Source organism: Paludibacterium sp. B53371 (genome assembly GCF_018802765.1).
Taxonomy (GTDB): domain Bacteria; phylum Pseudomonadota; class Gammaproteobacteria; order Burkholderiales; family Chromobacteriaceae; genus Paludibacterium.
This window is the reverse complement of record NZ_CP069163.1, coordinates 2,713,721-2,731,867: the sequence shown is the minus strand read 5'-3', so window position 1 is coordinate 2,731,867 and position 18,147 is coordinate 2,713,721. Positions and strand designations below refer to the sequence as shown.

17 protein-coding genes are annotated in these 18,147 nt (G+C 60.8%); 5 read left to right on the top strand and 12 right to left on the bottom strand.

Features of this window, described 5'->3' with window-relative positions; all coding sequences use genetic code 11:
- Positions 1-34: 34 nt before the first annotated feature.
- Entirely contained in the window at positions 35-2,047 is a 2,013-nt protein-coding gene (locus JNO51_RS13025; RefSeq protein ID WP_215777913.1) for a M13 family metallopeptidase, read from the bottom strand.
- A gap of 226 nt (positions 2,048-2,273) precedes the next feature.
- Positions 2,274-2,477, bottom strand: a complete 204-nt coding sequence (locus JNO51_RS13020; RefSeq protein ID WP_215777910.1) for a hypothetical protein — start codon at positions 2,475-2,477, stop codon at positions 2,274-2,276.
- Between the two features lie 306 nt (positions 2,478-2,783).
- On the opposite strand from JNO51_RS13020, the gene JNO51_RS13015 reads away from it, so the two are divergent.
- On the top strand, positions 2,784-3,725 hold the full coding sequence (locus tag JNO51_RS13015) for a 3'-5' exonuclease (RefSeq protein ID WP_215777908.1): 942 nt from the start codon (positions 2,784-2,786) through the stop codon (positions 3,723-3,725).
- 69 nt (positions 3,726-3,794) lie between these two features.
- On the opposite strand, the gene JNO51_RS13010 is transcribed toward JNO51_RS13015, so the two are convergent.
- Complete coding sequence (locus JNO51_RS13010) at positions 3,795-4,289, bottom strand: Lrp/AsnC family transcriptional regulator (RefSeq protein ID WP_215777906.1); 495 nt, start codon at positions 4,287-4,289, stop codon at positions 3,795-3,797.
- 175 nt (positions 4,290-4,464) lie between these two features.
- Between JNO51_RS13010 and ctlX the strand changes: the two genes are divergently transcribed.
- Complete coding sequence (gene ctlX / locus JNO51_RS13005) at positions 4,465-5,445, top strand: citrulline utilization hydrolase CtlX (protein WP_215777903.1); 981 nt, start codon at positions 4,465-4,467, stop codon at positions 5,443-5,445.
- Between the two features lie 87 nt (positions 5,446-5,532).
- Here ctlX and potE read toward each other — a convergent pair whose 3' ends face one another.
- Positions 5,533-6,867 (bottom strand): putrescine-ornithine antiporter, encoded by a 1,335-nt coding sequence (gene potE, locus JNO51_RS13000; RefSeq protein WP_215777901.1) that lies wholly within the window; start codon positions 6,865-6,867, stop codon positions 5,533-5,535.
- Between the two features lie 907 nt (positions 6,868-7,774).
- On the opposite strand from potE, the gene JNO51_RS12995 reads away from it, so the two are divergent.
- Entirely contained in the window at positions 7,775-8,701 is a 927-nt protein-coding gene (locus JNO51_RS12995) for a cation diffusion facilitator family transporter (RefSeq protein WP_215777899.1), read from the top strand.
- Between the two features lie 33 nt (positions 8,702-8,734).
- Here JNO51_RS12995 and JNO51_RS12990 read toward each other — a convergent pair whose 3' ends face one another.
- Both JNO51_RS12990 and JNO51_RS12985 read right to left on the bottom strand, forming a co-directional pair.
- Complete coding sequence (locus JNO51_RS12990) at positions 8,735-9,793, bottom strand: hypothetical protein (RefSeq protein ID WP_215777896.1); 1,059 nt, start codon at positions 9,791-9,793, stop codon at positions 8,735-8,737.
- A gap of 170 nt (positions 9,794-9,963) precedes the next feature.
- The gene (locus JNO51_RS12985; protein WP_215777894.1) at positions 9,964-11,106 is read right to left on the bottom strand and encodes a hypothetical protein; all 1,143 of its coding nucleotides are present in this window, start codon (positions 11,104-11,106) and stop codon (positions 9,964-9,966) included.
- Positions 11,107-11,256: 150 nt separating this feature from the next.
- On the opposite strand from JNO51_RS12985, the gene JNO51_RS12980 reads away from it, so the two are divergent.
- Positions 11,257-11,892, top strand: coding sequence for a hypothetical protein (locus JNO51_RS12980; RefSeq protein WP_215777892.1), 636 nt, complete (start codon positions 11,257-11,259; stop codon positions 11,890-11,892).
- Between the two features lie 45 nt (positions 11,893-11,937).
- Positions 11,938-12,864, top strand: a complete 927-nt coding sequence (rlmF, locus tag JNO51_RS12975) for a 23S rRNA (adenine(1618)-N(6))-methyltransferase RlmF (RefSeq protein ID WP_215777890.1) — start codon at positions 11,938-11,940, stop codon at positions 12,862-12,864.
- Here rlmF and JNO51_RS12970 read toward each other — a convergent pair whose 3' ends face one another.
- From JNO51_RS12970 to cydP, 6 genes are all read right to left on the bottom strand, one after another.
- A complete protein-coding gene (locus JNO51_RS12970; RefSeq protein WP_215777888.1) occupies positions 12,865-13,506 on the bottom strand; it encodes an ATP-dependent Clp protease proteolytic subunit in 642 nt (213 codons plus the stop codon).
- A gap of 48 nt (positions 13,507-13,554) precedes the next feature.
- Complete coding sequence (gene cysS / locus JNO51_RS12965) at positions 13,555-14,934, bottom strand: cysteine--tRNA ligase (RefSeq protein ID WP_215777885.1); 1,380 nt, start codon at positions 14,932-14,934, stop codon at positions 13,555-13,557.
- Positions 14,935-15,120: 186 nt separating this feature from the next.
- Positions 15,121-15,234 (bottom strand): cytochrome bd-I oxidase subunit CydX, encoded by a 114-nt coding sequence (gene cydX, locus JNO51_RS12960; RefSeq protein WP_215777883.1) that lies wholly within the window; start codon positions 15,232-15,234, stop codon positions 15,121-15,123.
- A 12-nt stretch (positions 15,235-15,246) separates the two neighbouring features.
- Positions 15,247-16,383, bottom strand: a complete 1,137-nt coding sequence (gene cydB, locus JNO51_RS12955) for a cytochrome d ubiquinol oxidase subunit II (RefSeq protein ID WP_215777881.1) — start codon at positions 16,381-16,383, stop codon at positions 15,247-15,249.
- On the bottom strand, positions 16,383-17,942 hold the full coding sequence (locus tag JNO51_RS12950; RefSeq protein ID WP_215777879.1) for a cytochrome ubiquinol oxidase subunit I: 1,560 nt from the start codon (positions 17,940-17,942) through the stop codon (positions 16,383-16,385). The genes cydB and JNO51_RS12950 overlap by 1 nt, the downstream gene beginning before the upstream one ends.
- Entirely contained in the window at positions 17,939-18,115 is a 177-nt protein-coding gene (gene cydP / locus JNO51_RS12945; protein ID WP_215777877.1) for a cytochrome oxidase putative small subunit CydP, read from the bottom strand. The genes JNO51_RS12950 and cydP overlap by 4 nt, the downstream gene beginning before the upstream one ends.
- Positions 18,116-18,147: the final 32 nt, after the last annotated feature.

The window sequence follows — 18,147 nt, the reverse complement described above, 5'->3', positions numbered from 1 at the left end:
TCACCATGACCGGGCCAGACGGAATGCCGGTCACTTACCAGAGGTGGATGCGCTCGCTCTGCGGCTTGAACATCTTGTCACCTGCCTTGACCTCGAAGGCGTCATAGAACCCATCGGTATTCACCGCCGCCCCCTGCGGCCGGAACGCCGCTGGTGAGTGCGGATCGGTCACCAGCAGCTTCAGCAGGGCCTGATCCTTGATCTTGCTGCGCCATACCTGCGCAAACCCGATAAAGAAGCGCTGATCACCGGTCAGCCCGTCGATCACGGCCGCTGGCTTGCCCCCCAGTGACAGGTGATAAGCCTTGTAGGCAATCTGCAGGCCGGCATTGTCGGCAATATTCTCCCCCAGCGTGAGCTTGCCGTTGATGTGCTTGCCCGGCAGCGGCTCATAGGCATCGTACTGCGCCACCAGCTTGCTGGTCAGCGCATCAAAGCGGCTGCGGTCCTCCGGCGTCCACCAATTGCGCAGCTTGCCATCCCCGTCGAACTGGCTGCCCTGATCATCAAAGCCATGGCTGATCTCATGGCCGATCACCGCGCCGATCGCCCCGTAGTTCACCGCCTCATCCGCCCTGGCATTGAAGAACGGCGGCTGCAGGATGCCGGCCGGGAAGACGATTTCATTCAGCGAAGGGTCGTAATAAGCGTTGACCGTCTGCGGCGTCATCTGCCATTCCGTGCGATCGACCGGGCGGCCCAGCTTGCTCAGCCGGTACTGATAGGCAAATTGCGAGGCACGCAGCACGTTGCCGGCAAGATCGTGGCGATCAATCTGCAACTTGCCATAATCTCGCCACTTGGCCGGATAGCCGATCTTGATCTGATACTTGGACAGTTTTTCCTGCGCAGCCTGACGCGTCGCCGGCGTCATCCAGCTCAGCTTGTCGATGCTTTGCTGGTAGGCCTGCATCAGATTGTGGACCAGCTCATCCATCCTGGCCTTGGCCTCGGGCGGGAAGTACTGCGCCACATACAGCTTGCCCAGCGCCTCGCCCATCGAGCGTTCCACCAGCGACACGCCGTTTTTCCAGCGCGCGCGCTGCTCCTTCACGCCGGACAGCGCCTGCTGATGCAGCGCGAAATGCGCATCCACAAACGGCTTGCTCAGGAAGGGGGCATAGCCGTCCAGCAGACGGATGGTCAGATAATCGCGCCAGACCGGCAACGGCGTGTCATGCAACAGCTCGCCCAGTGCCTTGACATAGCTTGGCTGGGTCAGGTTCAGCTTGTCCGTATTGCCCACCCCGGCCGCTGCAAACCAGATCTGCCAGTCGATGCCGGGTGCGGTTTTCTGCAACTGGGCCCGGCTCATCGGGTTATAGGTCTTGATCGGGTCGCGGTTGGTGACGTTGTCCCATTGCGCCTGGGCAATGCGGGTTTCCAGCGTCAGCACGGCCGTGGCCCGTTCGGCGGCATGGCTCATCCCGGCCAGGGTAAACAGCTGGGTCAGATAACCCTGGTAGGCCTGGCGCGCGGCGACAAAACGGGCATCGTTCTGCAGGTAATAATCGCGATCCGGCAGACCCAGACCATCCTGATTCAACTGCAACAGCGTCACGCCCGGATTGGCGGCATCCGGATCGACGCTGACACTGATCGGCAGCTCTATCGGCGCGGCCTGCAGCTGACCCAACAGACGCGTGAGCGCCGGCAGACTGTCCGCCCCGGCGATCTGAGCCAACTGGCCGGACAGCGGGCTGAGGCCGCGCTGATCAGCCGATTTCACATCCATGAAGCTCAGGTAAAGATCCGCCAGCTTGCGTTCCTCCTTAGAGGCGGACGGCGCCTTGGCGACTTGTTCGATCAACTGCCGGCTGCGGGCTTCATTGTCATCGCGCAGCTTATTGAAGGCGCCATAGGAGGCATGGTCGCCGGGAATACTGGTGGTCTTGACCCACTGACCATTGACGGCCGAGAAGAGGTCATCCTGGATGCGAACCGAACGATCGAAGCCGCTGAAGTCGATGCCGGATACCGGTGCGCTCAGGGCTGAGGCAGAACCAAATGCCAAACCAAGCAATAATGCCAATGAATGCAGTTTCATGGGTGTCTTTCTTGTGATTTGAGCGAAAGAGGATGCAAGTCTGCTATTTTGCGGCATGGCGCGAGAGGGTGCCACTGGCGTAGTTGCCTTGGGTCAAACGATATGCCGTAAACATACCTTGGCATGCAGGTACCCGCCTGTCCATTGTCCTGACCGGACAGGCGGGGGAAGAGGAGGGCAGTGAAGCGGGGCCGGTGACCGCGACGGGTACCGGCCGGTACAAGCATCAGGCGGTGGTATTGATCTGCGAGCCGGTCAACTGGCCACTGGTGTTGACCGTCGGGGCCTGAATCTTGCCGCCCCCGTCATCTCCGTCACCATCACTGCGGGCTTCCTTGCCATTGACCTTGGGCTCGGCGGCCTCGCGCGTCGCACTGGTTGCCGGGGTATAGACCTGGCTATTGCCAGAAGAAACGGGGCTGATCGACATCATGGACTCCTTGTTCGGCGATGCGCCGGTCTGTAAGAGAAGAGCTCAGTAAACTGATCTCACTTCTTCTATCGGCACGGCAGCGGTTGAGTTTAGGGTTTTTTGCTAAAAAACACAAAAAAATCAATATATTAATCCAATATTAAGGTCGAATGGCCATGGGCGGTGCCTGTTGCTTGCATTGTAGTCGTCATACAGGATTTTGCTGCCAGGCAAGGGGAAGGGTGCCTTTCCTGCGCCGGAAAAATTCCGAAGGATGGCTGCTGCGCGGTATCATGCACCATTGTCTTCGAATGCATTGATTTCATGGATACCCTGCAAGCCCTGCAAACCCTCGCCAACGATCCCGATTTCCGCCTGTTGCGCCGCGTGCCGGAAAGCCTGCCGCCCGTTGCGGAAGCCGAAGGGGATACCGGTCTGGCGCTGATCATCGATACCGAAACCACCGGCATGGACAAACAGCGGGACCTGGTCATCGAGGTTGGCATGCTGCTGGTGCGTTATCGCCGCGATACCGGCGAGTGGCTGGCGATCGAGGGACACTATGACGGCCTCGAAGACCCGGAGCAGCCGCTGTCGCGCGTGGTGCAGACCGTCACCGGTTTGCGCGATGCCGATCTGGCCGGCCAGCAAATGGATGACGAGCGCGTCAATGCGCTGGCCAGTCAGGCCGATCTGGTCATCGCCCACAATGCTGCCTTTGACCGCCCCTTCCTCGAACGACGCTGGCCGGTGTTCCGCGACAAAGCCTTTGCCTGCTCGGTGAACGAAATCGACTGGATGGAGGCGGGTTTCACCAGTGCCAAGCTGGAGCTGCTGGTCTACCACTGTGGCTATTTCTACGACAGCCACCGTGCGCTGAATGACTGCTGGGCTCTGCTGTTCATGCTCGGGCAGGTGCTGGAACCGCGCGGCGAAACCGCGCTGGCCGCCCTGCTGCAAAGCGCGGACAAACCGTCGTTTCTGCTGAACCTGCAAGTGCGCTTCGACGACAAGGACAAGCTCAAGGCCGTCGGCGGGTTTCAGTGGCAGGACGGCAGCGATGCCCGCTACCTGCCCAAGAGCTGGTTGCGCCGCTGCAAGGACAAAGTCGAACTGCGCGCGGTGCTGGACCAGATCCATGCCGCGGTGTTCGGCGGCAAGTCCTTTCCCTGTCAGATCGGCAAACTGACTGCGTGCGAACGTTATGCGGCAGATTCGCCGAATATTCGCATGAAAAGCTATGAATTCCCCGCGCCGGGAGCTTGATCCAGGCCAAATGCCGAACCCATGCGGCAGTCTATATTGAAGCGATTGACCGGCCTGCGGGCTGCTGTCCTAAGGCCGTGAAATGCCGGTGCCTTTGATGACCTGCATTTCCGGATCGCTGACAATCTTTTCGATCTTGAAGATGTCACTGGCCAGCCATTCGCTGGTCAGGGTGCGATACCGGTCCATGTCGGCGCATTGAATGCGCACGACATAGTCGAACTGACCACTGACCAGCCAGCAATCCAGGACTTCGTCGCGCTGCCGCACTTCCGCCTCGAAGGCCTGCTGTGCCGAGCGGCCGCTCTGGCTGGAAAACGCGATCTTGGCGTGCAGGGTCACGCCCAGCGGGTGGACGTCTTCGTCGATGATGGCCGTGTAGCCACGGATAATGCCGGCCTGCTCCAGCCGGCGTACCCGCTCCTGGCAGGGGCGGGGGGTCAGGTAAACGATTTCCGACAGGCGCTGGTAAGTGATGCGCCCGTCCTGACGCAGGACCTCGAGGATTTTGCGATCAATGCGGTCGAGCTGGCTGATGGCAAGTTTCTTGTCGTCCCGTTTCATGGCAAAAGCCCCGGAGAGTACTGTGTTTAAAGGTTTGCAGCGGAATCCGCTGTCGTGCTGTCGAATATAACAGAAACCGCTGTCAGCCAACAGGAATTACAGCCGGAATTGTTAGGCAAATGCTCGCAAAATGAGCCCCATTCTCACCCGCCTGATTTCATCACGAGGTCATGTCATGCAAACCACGAAACACATCCTGATGGTCCGTCCGACCAACTTCACCAGCAACCCGGATACCATGGGCAGCAACACCTTCCAGCACGCCGATATGACGGCCGAAGAAGGCCAGGCCGCTGCCGTACGCGAGTTCGACGAATACGTCGCGCTGCTGCGTGAAGCCGGTGTCGATGTCATGGTGATTCAGGATCGCCAGACGCCGCACACCCCGGACTCGATTTTCCCGAACAACTGGATCACCACCCATGATGACGGCACGGTCATCCTGTACCCGATGGAAGCCCTGAACCGCCGCCTGGAACGTCGTCGCGACATTCTGGAATGTATTGGCGAACGCTTCGATATTTCCTCGGTCATGGACTTCAGCTCCTACGAATCGAAAGAGTACTTCCTGGAAGGGACCGGCTCGATGGTGCTGGACCGGGAAAACTACATCGCCTATGTCTGCCGCTCCTCGCGCAGCCATGAAATGGTCGAAGGGGCATTTGCCAAGGTCATGGGCTACAGCACTGTCTGGTTCACTGCCGTCGACAAGTCCAACATGCCGATCTATCACACCAACGTGATGATGCATGTCGGCAGCAAGATGGCCGTGGTGTGCCTGGAATCCATCCTCAGCCCGTACGAACGCAAGGCCGTTGTGCAGTCGCTGGAAAAGAGCGGCAAGGAAATCGTCGACATCACCCTGGATCAGGTCGAGCACTTCGCCGGCAACTGTATCGAGCTCAAGGGCCACAAGGATCAGCCGATCCTGGCGCTGTCCCGTCAGGCATGGGGGTCGCTCAGCAAGGGCCAGCAGGAACAGATCCTGAAGTATGTGACCCCGGTGCAGGCCCCGGTCGATACCATCGAACGACTCGGTGGTGGCGGTGCACGCTGCATGGTGGCGGAAATCCATCTGCCGCTGCGTACCCCGAGCCAGGCCATCGTGTTGCCGGAAACCCATACCCGTCAGGACGATTCGCCCTACCTGTCCTGATCGGCTTGCAAGACGCAGGGAGAGAGAAAGCAAAACCGCCGCGACAACCTGTCGCGGCGGTTTTTTCATGCGTGGTGCAGACAGGGCTTACTGCGCGTTGTCGGCGATAACGACCGGGAAGCGGTCGGCACGCAGGCCGTACAGAATGTAACCGGCCAGCATCACCAGCGCACCCCAGAACACCGCATCGGTACCGGCGGCATAGATGCCGTACAGGCTATACAGCAGCGCGACCATCACGATCACCATATTGCGCAGGTAAATCCCCGACGCCACGGCGTTTTTCTTCATGATGGCCGACAGGGCCGTCAGCGACAGGATATAGGGCACCACATTGGTGAACACCGCCAGATTGACCAGCACGTTGAACTGCTGGTTCAGGCTCGGCGAAATGGTCATCAGCGAGATCACGGTCTGTGCGGCCGTGACGATCACCATGCCCTTGACCGGCGCGCCCTTGCTGTTGACGGCGCTGAATATCTTGGCAAACACCCCCTGATCGGCGGCCGCCTTGGAAACCTGACCGATCGTGAATTGCCAGCCCAGGAGCGAACCGGTGCAGGCAACCACGGCCAGCAGGCTCACCAGGCTACCCAGTGCCGGCGAGAACAGCATGCTGAACGCCAGGCCGAACGGTGCCGAGGACGTGGCCAGTTCATGGTTCGGCACGATACCCTGCATGGCGGTCGTCGACAGAATATAGATCACTGCCGCTACCCCGGTACCGGCCATCACGGCGATCGGTACATTCTTCTTGGGGTTTTCCACCGCGTCCGAGTTGGCGCAGGCCGACTCCATGCCGAGGAAGGCCCACAGGGTCAGGGCAATACTGGAGGAAATGGCTTCGCCGAACGGCTTGTGCTGCACGTTCCAGGCGCTGGTAAACAGATGCGGGTCAAACCAGAACCAACCAAAAATCGCCAGTGTCGCCACCGGGATGATCACCCCCCACACCGTGACGCCACTGATCCGGCCGGTAATGCGCGGACCGCCAAAGTTGGCGATGGCGGTGATCCACAGCAATGCGATGACCCCGATGCAGGTATTCACCGGCGAGGCCGACAACCATGGAACGAAGGGGGAGAGGTAGCCAATGGCCGTGATGGCGATGGCCACGTTGGCGATGGCCAGCGAGAGGTAGTAGGTGTACGAGGCCATGAAGAAGGCCGACTTGCCGTGAGCCTCTTCCGCATAGGCCGACATGCCGCCCGAACGGCTGACGAAGAAGCCGCACTGTGCGAACGAGTAGGCCAGCGCCATCGAGCCCAGCGCCGTGACGACCCAGGACAGCAGCGAAATGGTCCCGACCTTGGCCAGGCTGGCTGGCAGCATGATGATGCCGGAACCCATCATATTGACGGCAACGATAATGGTCAGACCGACCACCCCCATTTTGGTACTTTTGGCAGAACTGGAAGACATGATGATCCCGAATCAATGTTTAAAAAATTTGCGCGTGCTTTGAAACTTGCGCCACAGGGCGCGGGTAGTGCTGAAGGTATGTGCCAATTCACTGCTTCCTGGTTGGCGGTTGGAACATGACGGTTCAATGACGATGTCATTGACGCTGGGCAAGCCAGAGACAGGGACGGAACCGTCGCTTTTTCAATCACATTTCAGAAATCGACAGACGTGTCACCCGCGGTGACACGGCAGGGTGTGCCCGGGGGCACCCGTTTTGACCTGGACCGCCAAGGCCGTCAGCCTGCAGTCCAGCAGAAATCACGTCATACAACCGAATCAGCGTGGGGTAGTCTGACTGGGCCGAAGAGGGTACGTATGCCGGAGATCATGCTCCGGGGATGACAAAACGTCGGACTCGCACAAGGAGTCGAAAAAAGCGGAAGGCCTGATCATTCCAGGCGGTGAAACATCCGAATCAGGTATTCGGCATAATTGTTATATTCGAAAATAATTCTATAGTAACGAGCTCTGGGCAGGCAAGGCAGCCCATTGATCCAGATCAACCCTTTTCCGGGTTGGCTGATTGCCCGTAAATTCCAATGGAATATGACTTGGGTATTTATTCTTGCGCTCACTGCCCGAGGGATCTGGGAGAGACGCAGCGCCTCAGTATTTGTATGGCTTGGCGCCGGGACTCGGTTTGACCCTGTGGCGTAAACCTGTCTAAATCACCGTTTTTTTGAAATGGTTAATTAAGCGTCATTTTGCGACTTGTTATCATTCAAATATGCGAATGATTCTTGCTAAATGACATGCAATATTTTGTCTTGGACTTCCGGCAAAATGACTGTTTACAATAGCTTTCACTTGACCATTTTGGCGTGATGGCGATTTTGCTACGGTATTTAAAAATCAGGGTGTTTTCATGAGTTCAGAAATGACGGTCCGGCCAGCGCAGGATCAGGACGTACAGCGGCAGCAGGTCGCTCATCGCAGCACCATGGTCAGCGTCCTGACGAATGTGGTGCTGACGGTGGGGCAGGTGATGGCCGGTTTTCTTTCCGGCTCGCAGGGCCTGATTGCCGATGGTATCCACTCCTTGTCCGATCTGCTGGCCGACTTCGTGGTGCTGCTGGCCAATCGCCACAGTCAGAAAGCCGCCGATGAAGACCACCAGTATGGCCACCTGCGCTACGAGACCGCCGCATCCCTGGTGCTGGGCGTGCTGCTGCTGGTGGTGGGCGTCGGCATGGTCTGGAACGGTGCGCACAAGGTGCTGGATCCGCAACTGATCGTGCAGGTGCATGGCCTGGCACTGTGGGTGGCGCTGTTCGCCCTGGTGGCCAAGGAAATTCTGTTCCGCTACATGCTGCGCGCCGCACGAAGCGTGGGTTCCAGCATGCTGGAAGCCAATGCCTGGCATGCCCGCTCCGATGCCGCCTCCTCACTGGTGGTGGCCATCGGCATTGGCGGCAACCTGCTGGGTTTCCATCTGCTCGATCCGCTGGCCGCCCTGGTGGTCGGCGTCATGGTCGGCCGCATGGGCTGGACCTTTGCCTGGAATGCCATGCACGACCTGATGGACCGGGCCGCCAGTGACGAACAGATCCGACAACTCAACGACTGCCTGCTCAGCACGCCGGGCGTGCAGGGGCTGCATGATTTGCGCACCCGCATGATGGGCGATCGCATCGTGGTGGACGTGCATCTGGAGGTGGATGGTGACCTGACAGTGCGCCAAGGCCATGCCATTGCCGTGGCCGCCCGCAACAAGGTCCTGACCGCCCTGCCGGTGCTCTATGTCACCACCCACCTTGACCCCGCCGGCGAAGAAGACGAGGACGGCGACTGAGTCCTCCTCCCGGGGGCGGTCGGCAAACCGCCCCTAGACCGACACATCCACCTGACTGATCAGGCCTGCCTGGCCTTGTTCGGTCAGGTAGACCCCGCTGCGGCGCACCTCCCCCTGAGACTGATTGTCGCTATCGCGCAAGCTGAACGGCGTGTCGATGCTGGGCAGCAGAATGGCGCCGATCTGCAGGGACGACAGTGATGCCAGTTGTGCTTTACCCTGGCTGTCCATGCCGGTCCAGACTTTAAGATCGGCAAACACCGGATCACTGCTGTCGATGACCTGATCATGATTACTGTCCTGGCGGGCCAGATCGGCGAAGCCGTTGCCACTTTGCGGGCCAAACAGCTGTCGGCCATCGGTCATCTTGCCATCGTGATTCTTGTCCCAGACCAGCCAGCCGCCCTGGCTGGCAAAAGGCAGGTCGACCAGTTGGCCATTGGCCTGCAAGTCGAATTTCACACTGGCACCACTGAACCGGGTTTCATCCCGGGGCAGCGTGATCATCAGTGGGTCGATGCTGCCATGGGCATTCAGCCGGCGCACGCTCTCGCTTGTCTGCTCAAATGAACGCTGCAGGCTGCTGTTCAACTGAAAAGCAAACACCTGCCCGTCTGCGGTGGTGATGCTGCCATTCGCCTGAAAGCTACTCTGCTCCTGCTCCTGCGTGTGTTGCCGGGTGATCAGCCAGCCGCTTTGCTCGCGGTTGGCTGGCGTGGTGTTCGGTGCGGCCGGCGTGGTCGTCGCCTCGGCGTTATCGGTGGACGGATCAGGCTGCAGCTTGCCGTGATAGAGCGAGAAGTGTACCCCCATGACCTTTTCCAGAATCATCTTCGCCAGGTTCAGCAAGGGCGGGATGCTGCTGTCGTCGGCCATCTCCTGTGCCGAGCCCGCTGTCGACGAGGCTGCCGCCGGTGATGCCGTACTGGCGGTGCTGATCTGACTGCGCTGGGTGCTCGCACCGGTTTGCCACGCGGATTCAACAGATAACTCGGGTGAAGGGCCTGCCGACAGGCGGGTGAGGGTGCTGGATTGCCTGGACATCTGGCTATGTTGTGCCGCCATGTCCAATGAGAACGAACGAATCTGCATGACGATCTCCAAAAAAACCCAACGGATCAACCTGCTGTCGACAGTGACCCGTCTCATTCCCTTGCCTTGTTCGGGACAAAAAAAACGATCGCCAGACTGCACGATCGCCGATGGAGGCTGTGGATGGACTCTTCGTCTCTATTTCGATGCCGGATTTGCCCGGCATCGAATCATGCCTCGTTGCTTGCCAGATCCTTCGCCTGTGTGGCGGTGGTGTCTGCCTGAGCTTGTGTCTGGGCAGCGGTCTGGGTAGTCACGTCCTGGTGTTTGCCCTGGCCATGCTTGTGATGACGATGAGCGGGTTGCAGCAAGGCGCTGATCTGCTGCTGTGCCTGACGCTTCGTTTTCCCGTCCTGTTGCTCTGGTGTCAGGATCAGGCTGGCCAGCGCGCTGTTGATCTGCTGGCCGATCGAGGCCAGCGTCGGGGCGCTGCTGGTTGCTGAGCCTTCGTCCTTGTCCTTGCCCTTGTCCTTGCCTTGCGTCGCAGACTGCAGCGTCGGTTGCGGATAGCTCAGGCTGGCACCGCTGAACAGACCGGCCATGGCGCCCAGCTGCAGGCTTTGCATGCCGCCACTATTCTGGCTGGCATTGCCCGGGCCAAATGTACCGGACTGGCTGCTGCTGATGGCGACATCCACTTCCAGATCGACCTGCAGGGAAAACTGGTAGCGCTGACCACTCGCCGTGGTCAGCTGACCACTGGCCGCGAAACTGAAATGCTGGCTCTCCGCCACCGACACCTGACTGAGATAGCTGCCCGAGGCGCCTTGCGACACGGCACTGCCCAGCAGGCCGTTCATCATCGATTGATTCTGGGCAGACAGGTTGTTGAACAGCGACAGGGCATCGCTTTCGACCGAGCGGCCCATATTGCTCAGGGCGCTCAACAGGCTGTCCTGGTTGCCGCCACTCTTGGCAGACTGGCTGGCGCCATCGCCCTGCAGGGCCGACAAAATGGAAGACGTCAGCTGATCCAGCGAGCTGTCCGGGCCACGCTGGCTGGTGTCCGAGCCTGCCGTACTCCCGCTGACCGCATCGGGTTTACCGGTGGCGGCCACCGTGTTCATCGACACGCCCAGCACCTGCTGCAGAATGCTTTGCATCACCCCCAGCAGCGAGCTCATCGGATCGGTTGCGTCGCTGGTGCGACTGCCCGCCAGTGCCCCCGGGCTCAGACTGATCTGGTCCGACACTGAGCCTGGCCTGCTCTGGCTGCTGTTGACTGCCTGCAACTGAAACTGCGTCTGGGCCATGAGCGACTCGCTAAAGCCGTAAGCCGCGGTGTTGTTCTGGGTCTGATGAGAAATCTGCATGGCCACACTCCTGATGCTGTCGAGCTTTTATCGACGGATTGACGGCTTTCTTTATGCCTGTCGCTGGCATCTTTATCGGCCGTCGGGACCATGAATTGACAATGGCATGAATTGATCCTGTAATGAGCCCACTACAACAAGGAGAACACCATGCTTGCTGCCTCTGCTGCCCAGGCCCAGAGCCTGCTGCGCGATACCAGCCACTTCCAATGGGGCATCCTGCCGGTCTTCCTGCTGGTGCTCTATGTCTATAACGAGCAAATTGCCGAGCGGCGCTGGTCTGTGGTGCTGGCCGGCATCGCCTTCTGGCTGATGGACTGGGTCAACGAGATCTGGAACGGCCTGATTGCCCACTTCTCCGGCTTTGCCCCGGTGTGGGGGACGCCCAATGGCTCGTCATCCCTGGTGCTGCTGATCGGCCTGAACCTGGAAATTTCGCTGATGTTCGCCGTGATGGGACTGATGGCCGTACGCATGCTGCCGCCGCAGCGCGAGCTGAAAATCCTCGGCGTGCCCAACCGGCTGCTGCTGGCGGTGGTCAACTCGATCCTGTGCGTCCTGGTCGAGTGCTGGCTCAACCACATCGGGGTGCTGACCTGGGCGTGGTCCGGCTGGGGGCTGCATGCCCCCTGGCTGATTTTCCTCATCGGCTACCTGCCGTTCTTCCTGGTGGCCTACTGGGTGCACGACATGCCATCGCGCATTCGCCAGATCAAAGTCGTGGCCGGACTCGCCGGCGGCGTGGTCAGTGCGCTGCTGATCTTCGGTTTTCTCGGCTGGATCTGACGCCGGGGGCTTATAATGGCGCCCATCAAGTTACAGGATGGCTTTATGGGCACCAAAGCTGCCACCACGCTTCACCCTCGCAACCGTCACCAGGGCCGCTATGATCTGGCCGCCCTGGTTGAGCTGAATCCGGCGCTGGCGCCGTTTGTGCAGGCCAATCCGGCCGGCGAGGCTACCATCGATTTTGCCGATCCGCAGGCAGTGCGCCTGCTCAATGCGGCCCTGCTGCAACAGCATTACGGCATCCGTTTCTGGGATCTGCCCGCCGGCTATCTGTGTCCGCCCATCCCGGGCCGCGCCGATTATCTGCACTACCTGGCCGACTTGCTGGCTGAAGATCATGGCGGCGAGGTGCCGCGAGGCGGATCCGTGCGGGTGCTGGATGTCGGCGTGGGCGCCAACTGCATTTATCCGCTGATCGGTCAGGCTGAGTATGGCTGGCGCTTTGTCGGCAGCGACATCGATCCTCAGGCGCTGGAAACGGCCCGGGTGATCGTCGGTGCCAATGGGCTGGGCAAGCAGATCGAGCTGCGCCTGCAGCCTGACCCGCAGGCCATCTTTCAGCAGGTGGTCAAGGCGCGCGACCAGTTTGACCTGGTTCTGTGTAACCCGCCTTTCCATGCCTCGGCCGAGGAGGCACGCGCCGGTTCGGCCCGCAAGTGGCGCAATCTGGGCCGAACCCAGCCCGGCGCCCCGCTGCTGAACTTCGGCGGTCAGAGCAATGAGCTGTGGTGCCCGGGCGGCGAGGCCGGCTTCCTGCTGCGCATGGTGGCCGAGAGTCGCGAGCTGGCCGGACAGTGCCACTGGTTCAGCAGCCTGGTCTCGCGCGCCGAGACATTGAATGCCCTGCGTCCGGCTCTGCGCCGTGCTGGCGCGGTTGATGTCCGCACCGTGGCCATGGCCCAGGGGCAGAAACAAAGCCGCTTCATCGCCTGGCGCTTCGCCCGCGAAGCCGAGCCGCCTCAGGCCTGATCAGGCCTTTGTGCCCTGACGCTTTTTCGGCGTCACCGCCGGCTCGCCTTTCTGCAGATGGGTCAGCCGGCGGCGAATTTCGTCGGTATCCATCCAGATATCTTCGCCATGCAGAATGCGGCCAATTTCCTCATCCGCGAGGAAGGGGCGGCAGACGTGGCGCATGACCTTCTCGAACCATTTGCTGACCGCGCCGACCTGCGCCTGTTGCTCATTGCCCTTGCCGATCAGGGCGGACGAATAGTTGTGGAACATCAGCTGGCAGGTGTCATGGACGATCAGCTCGTCGCCGGCGAGAAAAATCAGCGCGGCCATCGAATAGGCCCGTGCTTCCAGTACCGTCATGACATGGGCGTCACTGGCGGCGATGTTGTTGATGATTTGCAGCCCGGTATCGAAATTGCCGCCCGGGCTGTTGAGATGCAGCAGGATCAGATCCGTCTGGCTGGCACTGCGCAGGGTATAGAGCAGATCGGTGTAGTGAATCGGATCACCGATCTCGCCCGACAGGTAGAACGAAATCTGGCGGGCAATGCCCTGGCTTTCATAGCGCTTGAACAGTGGCAGCACCTCCGGCGCCAGATCCTCATCGTCGGGTTTGCTGTCGTTGGGCACGATCTGGATGTTTCGGCTGCGGCGCATGATGTTGTCCTCCTGACTTCAGCATAGGCCGCAGCGCATCGCTTTGCCTCAGCGGGCCGGGCGCACGCTCACCCCGTCCACCCCATCCTCCAGCACATAGCCGAGCGCACCCAGTTCGTCACGCAGCGCATCCGCCCGGGTCCAGTCCCTGGCCTGGCGTGCCGCCTGGCGAGCCTCTGCCAGCGCCAGAATCTCTGCCGGGATCGCCTGCTCGACCGGTTGCCACCGATCGAGCGCCAGACCCAGCACCTGATCACAGTGGCGCAAGGTGGCTTTCTTGTCCGCATCGCTGTCGGACTGCTTCAGCAGCCCCCATACCAGGGCCAGCGCGCGCGGCAGATTCAGATCCTGATTGATCTCGGCGGTGAAGGCCTCGACGAACGCCGGCAGCAGCTTGCCGCCCTCAGGCCAACCTGCATACGTACTGCGCAGACGGTTCAGCGCCTGCTGTGCGCCCTCCAGCGAGTCCCAGCTGAAATTGAGCTGCTTGCGGTAATGGGCGGTCAGGCTCAGATAGCGATAGGCCAGCGGGTCGTAGCCGCGATCCAGCAAGGTCTGCAGACGCAGGAAGTCGCCGCTGGACTTGGACATCTTGGCCTCATCCAGTTGCAGGAAAGCGCCATGCAGCCAGAAGTTGGCGGCACGGGTGCCATGGCAGGCCTGGCTCTGCGCGATCTCGTTGCTGTGATGCACCGCCACGTGATCCTCGCCGCCACAGTGAATGTCGAACCAGGGCGACAGGTACTTGGCCGACATGGCTGAGCACTCGATGTGCCAGCCAGGAAAGCCGCGCCCCCAGGGGCTGTCCCACTCCATCTGGCGCTGGCTGTCGCGCGGGCTGAACTTCCACAGAGCGAAATCGGTCGGCTGACGCTTCTGCCCCAGCTCGACCCGGATACCGGCCTGCAGCCCTTCGCGTTTCAGTCGGGCCAGATAGCCGTAGTCATCCTGGCGTGCGGTATCGAAGTAAATGCCGTCGTCGGTACGGTAGGTATAGCCCTTGTCTTCCAGGATGCGGATGAAGTCGATCTGCTCCGGGATATGCTCGGTGGCACGGCACCACAGGGTGGGGGGCAGCATGTTCAGCGCCTGCATGTCCTGCCGGAAGGCCTCGGTAAAACGCTCGGCCAGCGCCCAGGCCGACTCGCCGCCGGCCCGCTGGCTACCCTTTTCCATCTTGTCCTCACCCTCATCCGCATCCGACACCAGATGCCCGACATCGGTAATGTTGACCACATGGCGTACGGTATGCCCGTTGAACTGCAGCACGCGGCGCAGCGTGTCCTCGAACAGATAGGTGCGCAGATTGCCGATATGGGCATAGTCGTACACCGTCGGGCCACAGCAGTACAGGCCGACGCCCTCCGCACGCAAGGGTTCGAAGGGGCGCAGGGCGCGTTGCCAGGTATCGTACAAATGCAGCTGCATGCGGTTCTCCAAAAGAAAAAGCCGCCGGTTGCAATAACACGGCGGCCCTGGGGGTGCTGAACGGATGCGTTAGACGCACGACCTCCCTGGCCGTGTCGGACAACACGGTTGCGGGCGCAGGGTCAGGTTCAGCAGGTTCAGTTTCATGATTTCGATACTATCGGTGTCGCCAGCGACGGTCAACCGTCACCTGGTCTCGTCCTCGAGATCATCATGGTGCAGGTTTTCCTCGATGATGACGTTGATCACCGCCAGCGAGATCGCCAGCGGCAGACCCAGCATCCAGGCGAAATACCACATGTGCGTCTCCTTTCAGTAAGCCGATTTCGAGTTCTTGCGGACCTGCTCGACCGTTACCGGGCCACGCATCACGCGATAGCACCAGCTGGTGTACAGCACGATCAGCGGGGTAAAGATCAGCGCGGCCCAAAACATCACCGACAGCGTCAGATGGCTGGAGGTGGCATCCCAGGCGGTCAGGCTGGCATTCGGGTTCAGGCTGGACGGCATCAGGAACGGGAACATGCTCACCCCGGCGGTGCCGATCACGCCGGCCTGGGTCAGGCTGGAGGCGATGAAGGCCAGACCGCCGCGCCCGGCGCGCGCCAGTGCCGAACCGACCAGCGCCGACAGCACCCCCACGGCCGGTACCAGCCACAGCAGCGGCCAGTGATGATAATTGGCCAGCCAGCCGCCGGCATGCAGCGTCACCACCTTGGCCAGCGGATTCGACTCGGCCGAGGGCAGGGCACCGGCGATGATCTGGTAGCCGGGCAACTGGCTGACCCAGACCCCGGCCCCGACGAACAGCAGGGCACACAGCAGACCGGCCAGATGCGCGGCGCGGCGTGCGCGCAGCTGCGGGGCACCGACGGTCTTGATCATCAGGAAGGTCGCCCCCTGGAAGGTGATCATGGCGCTGGACACCAGGCCGCACAGCAGCGGGAACGGTGTCAGCAGGGCCCAGAACGAACCGGTATAGTCGGCCCGCAGGGTGTCGTCGAAGGTGAACGGCACGCCCAGCAACAGATTGCCGAAGGCTACGCCGAAGATCACCGGCGGGATGGCGCCGCTGATGAACAGCGCCACATCCCAGAAACGACGCCAGCTGGCCTGGGGCAGCTTGCTGCGATAGTCGAAGCCGACCGGACGCAGGAACAGGGTCCACAGTACGGCCAGCATGGCCCAGTAAAAACCGGAGAATGCCGTGGCATAGATGAACGGCCAGGCGGCAAACAGGGCACCGCCCCCGGTGATGAACCACACCTGATTGCCATCCCAGTGCGGCCCGACCGTGTTGAGCAGCACCCGGCGTTCGTCGTCGTCGCGTGCCACCCACAGCAACAGGGTGCCGACGCCCAGGTCATGACCATCCATCACGGCAAAACCGATCAGCAGCACGCCGACCAGCAGCCACCAGATAAAGCGCAGGGTTTCATAGTCGAGCATCACTTGGCTTCCTTGACTTGTTCATCGTGGTAACGACCGGTGCCCAGGCTGGCCGGGCCAAGGCGGGCATACTTGATCATCAGCAGCAGCTCGGCGATCAGCAAACCGGTATACAACACCACAAAGCCGATCAGCGAGCCGGCGACCGAGGCCACGCTCAGCGTCGAGGTCGACAGGTGCGTCGGCAGCAGACCGTAAATGGTCCAGGGCTGCCGGCCGTACTCGGCGACAAACCAGCCCAGCTCGCAGGCAATCCACGGCATCGGAATCCACAGCAGCGCCCAGCGCAGCAACCATGTCTTCTGCGCGAAGGTATTCTTCAGCGAGAACAGCAGGGCGGCGGAGAACAGCAGCAGGAAGCTCATGCCCAGACCAACCATCAGCCGGAAGCTCCAGAACAGCGGTGCCACCCTGGGAATGGTGCTCCAGGCGGCCTGATCAATGATGGCCGGCGTTGCCTGGCGCACATCGGCGACATATTTCTTCAGCAGCAGGCCGAAGCCGAGATTGGCCTGATGCTGCTCGAAGGCGGCACGCAAGGCCGGGTCATCCGGCGCCTTGCGCAGCGCTTCCAGTGCGATCACCGCCTGCTGACCATCGACAATGCGCTCGCGATTCTTGGCCACGATCTGGTTGATGCCCGGAATCTCCTTGGTGGTCGAGCGGGTGCCGATCAGCCCCATGACATAGGGAATCTGCAGCTCATAGTGATTGGTGCGCGCCTGCTGGTCCGGCAGGGCAAACACGGTCAGCCCGGCCGGTGCCGGTTCGGTATTCCAGATCGCCTCAATGGCGGCCATCTTGGTCTGCTGCGACTCACTGACCGTATAGCCGGATTCGTCGCCCAGCACGATCACCGACAGGGCGGCGGCAAAACCGAAGGCTGCGGCGATGCGGAAACTGCGGCGGGCAAAGGCGATGTCACGACCGCGCAGCAGATACCAGCTGGAAATCCCCAGCACGAAACAGGCGGCGGTGACATAGCCGGCGCTGACGGTATGCACGAACTTGGCCTGGGCCGTCGGGTTGAAAATGATGTCCCAGAAGCTCGACAGCTCCATGCGCATGGTGCGGTAGTTGAAATGCGCACCGACCGGGTCCTGCATCCAGCCGTTGGCGATCAGGATCCACAGCGCCGACAGGTTCGAGCCGATGGCCATCAGCATGGTCACCATCAGGTGCTTGGCGCGCGACAGCCGCTCCCAGCCAAAGAAGAACAAGCCGATGAAGGTCGATTCGAGGAAGAAGGCCATCAGGCCCTCGATGGCCAGCGGCGCGCCGAAAATATCGCCGACATAGTGCGAGTAGTAGGCCCAGTTGGTGCCGAACTGAAACTCCATGGTGATGCCGGTGGTGACCCCCAGCGCGAAGTTGATGCCGAACAGCTTGCCCCAGAAGCGGGTCATGTCCTGATAAATCTGCTTGCGGGTGATCACATAGACCGACTCCATGATCACCAGCATCATGCTCAGTCCCAGCGTCAGCGGCACAAACAGGAAGTGATACAGCGCGGTGACCGCGAACTGTAATCGTGAAAGATCAACCAATGTTTCTGTCATGGGTGCTCCTTGGAGCCGTTTTCTGCCGCAGCTGGCGCCGCCAGCAGGCGGCTGGCCACCGCCTGGTCGCTGATCGGCGGTCGGTCGGAAAACCAGATCATCCTGATGGTGAGAATCAATACGATCTTGATCACCAGCACGGCGATGATCTCTCGGCGGTAACGGCTCATCATGGCTTTTGTTTTTGAGTGGAAATTCCGGACGG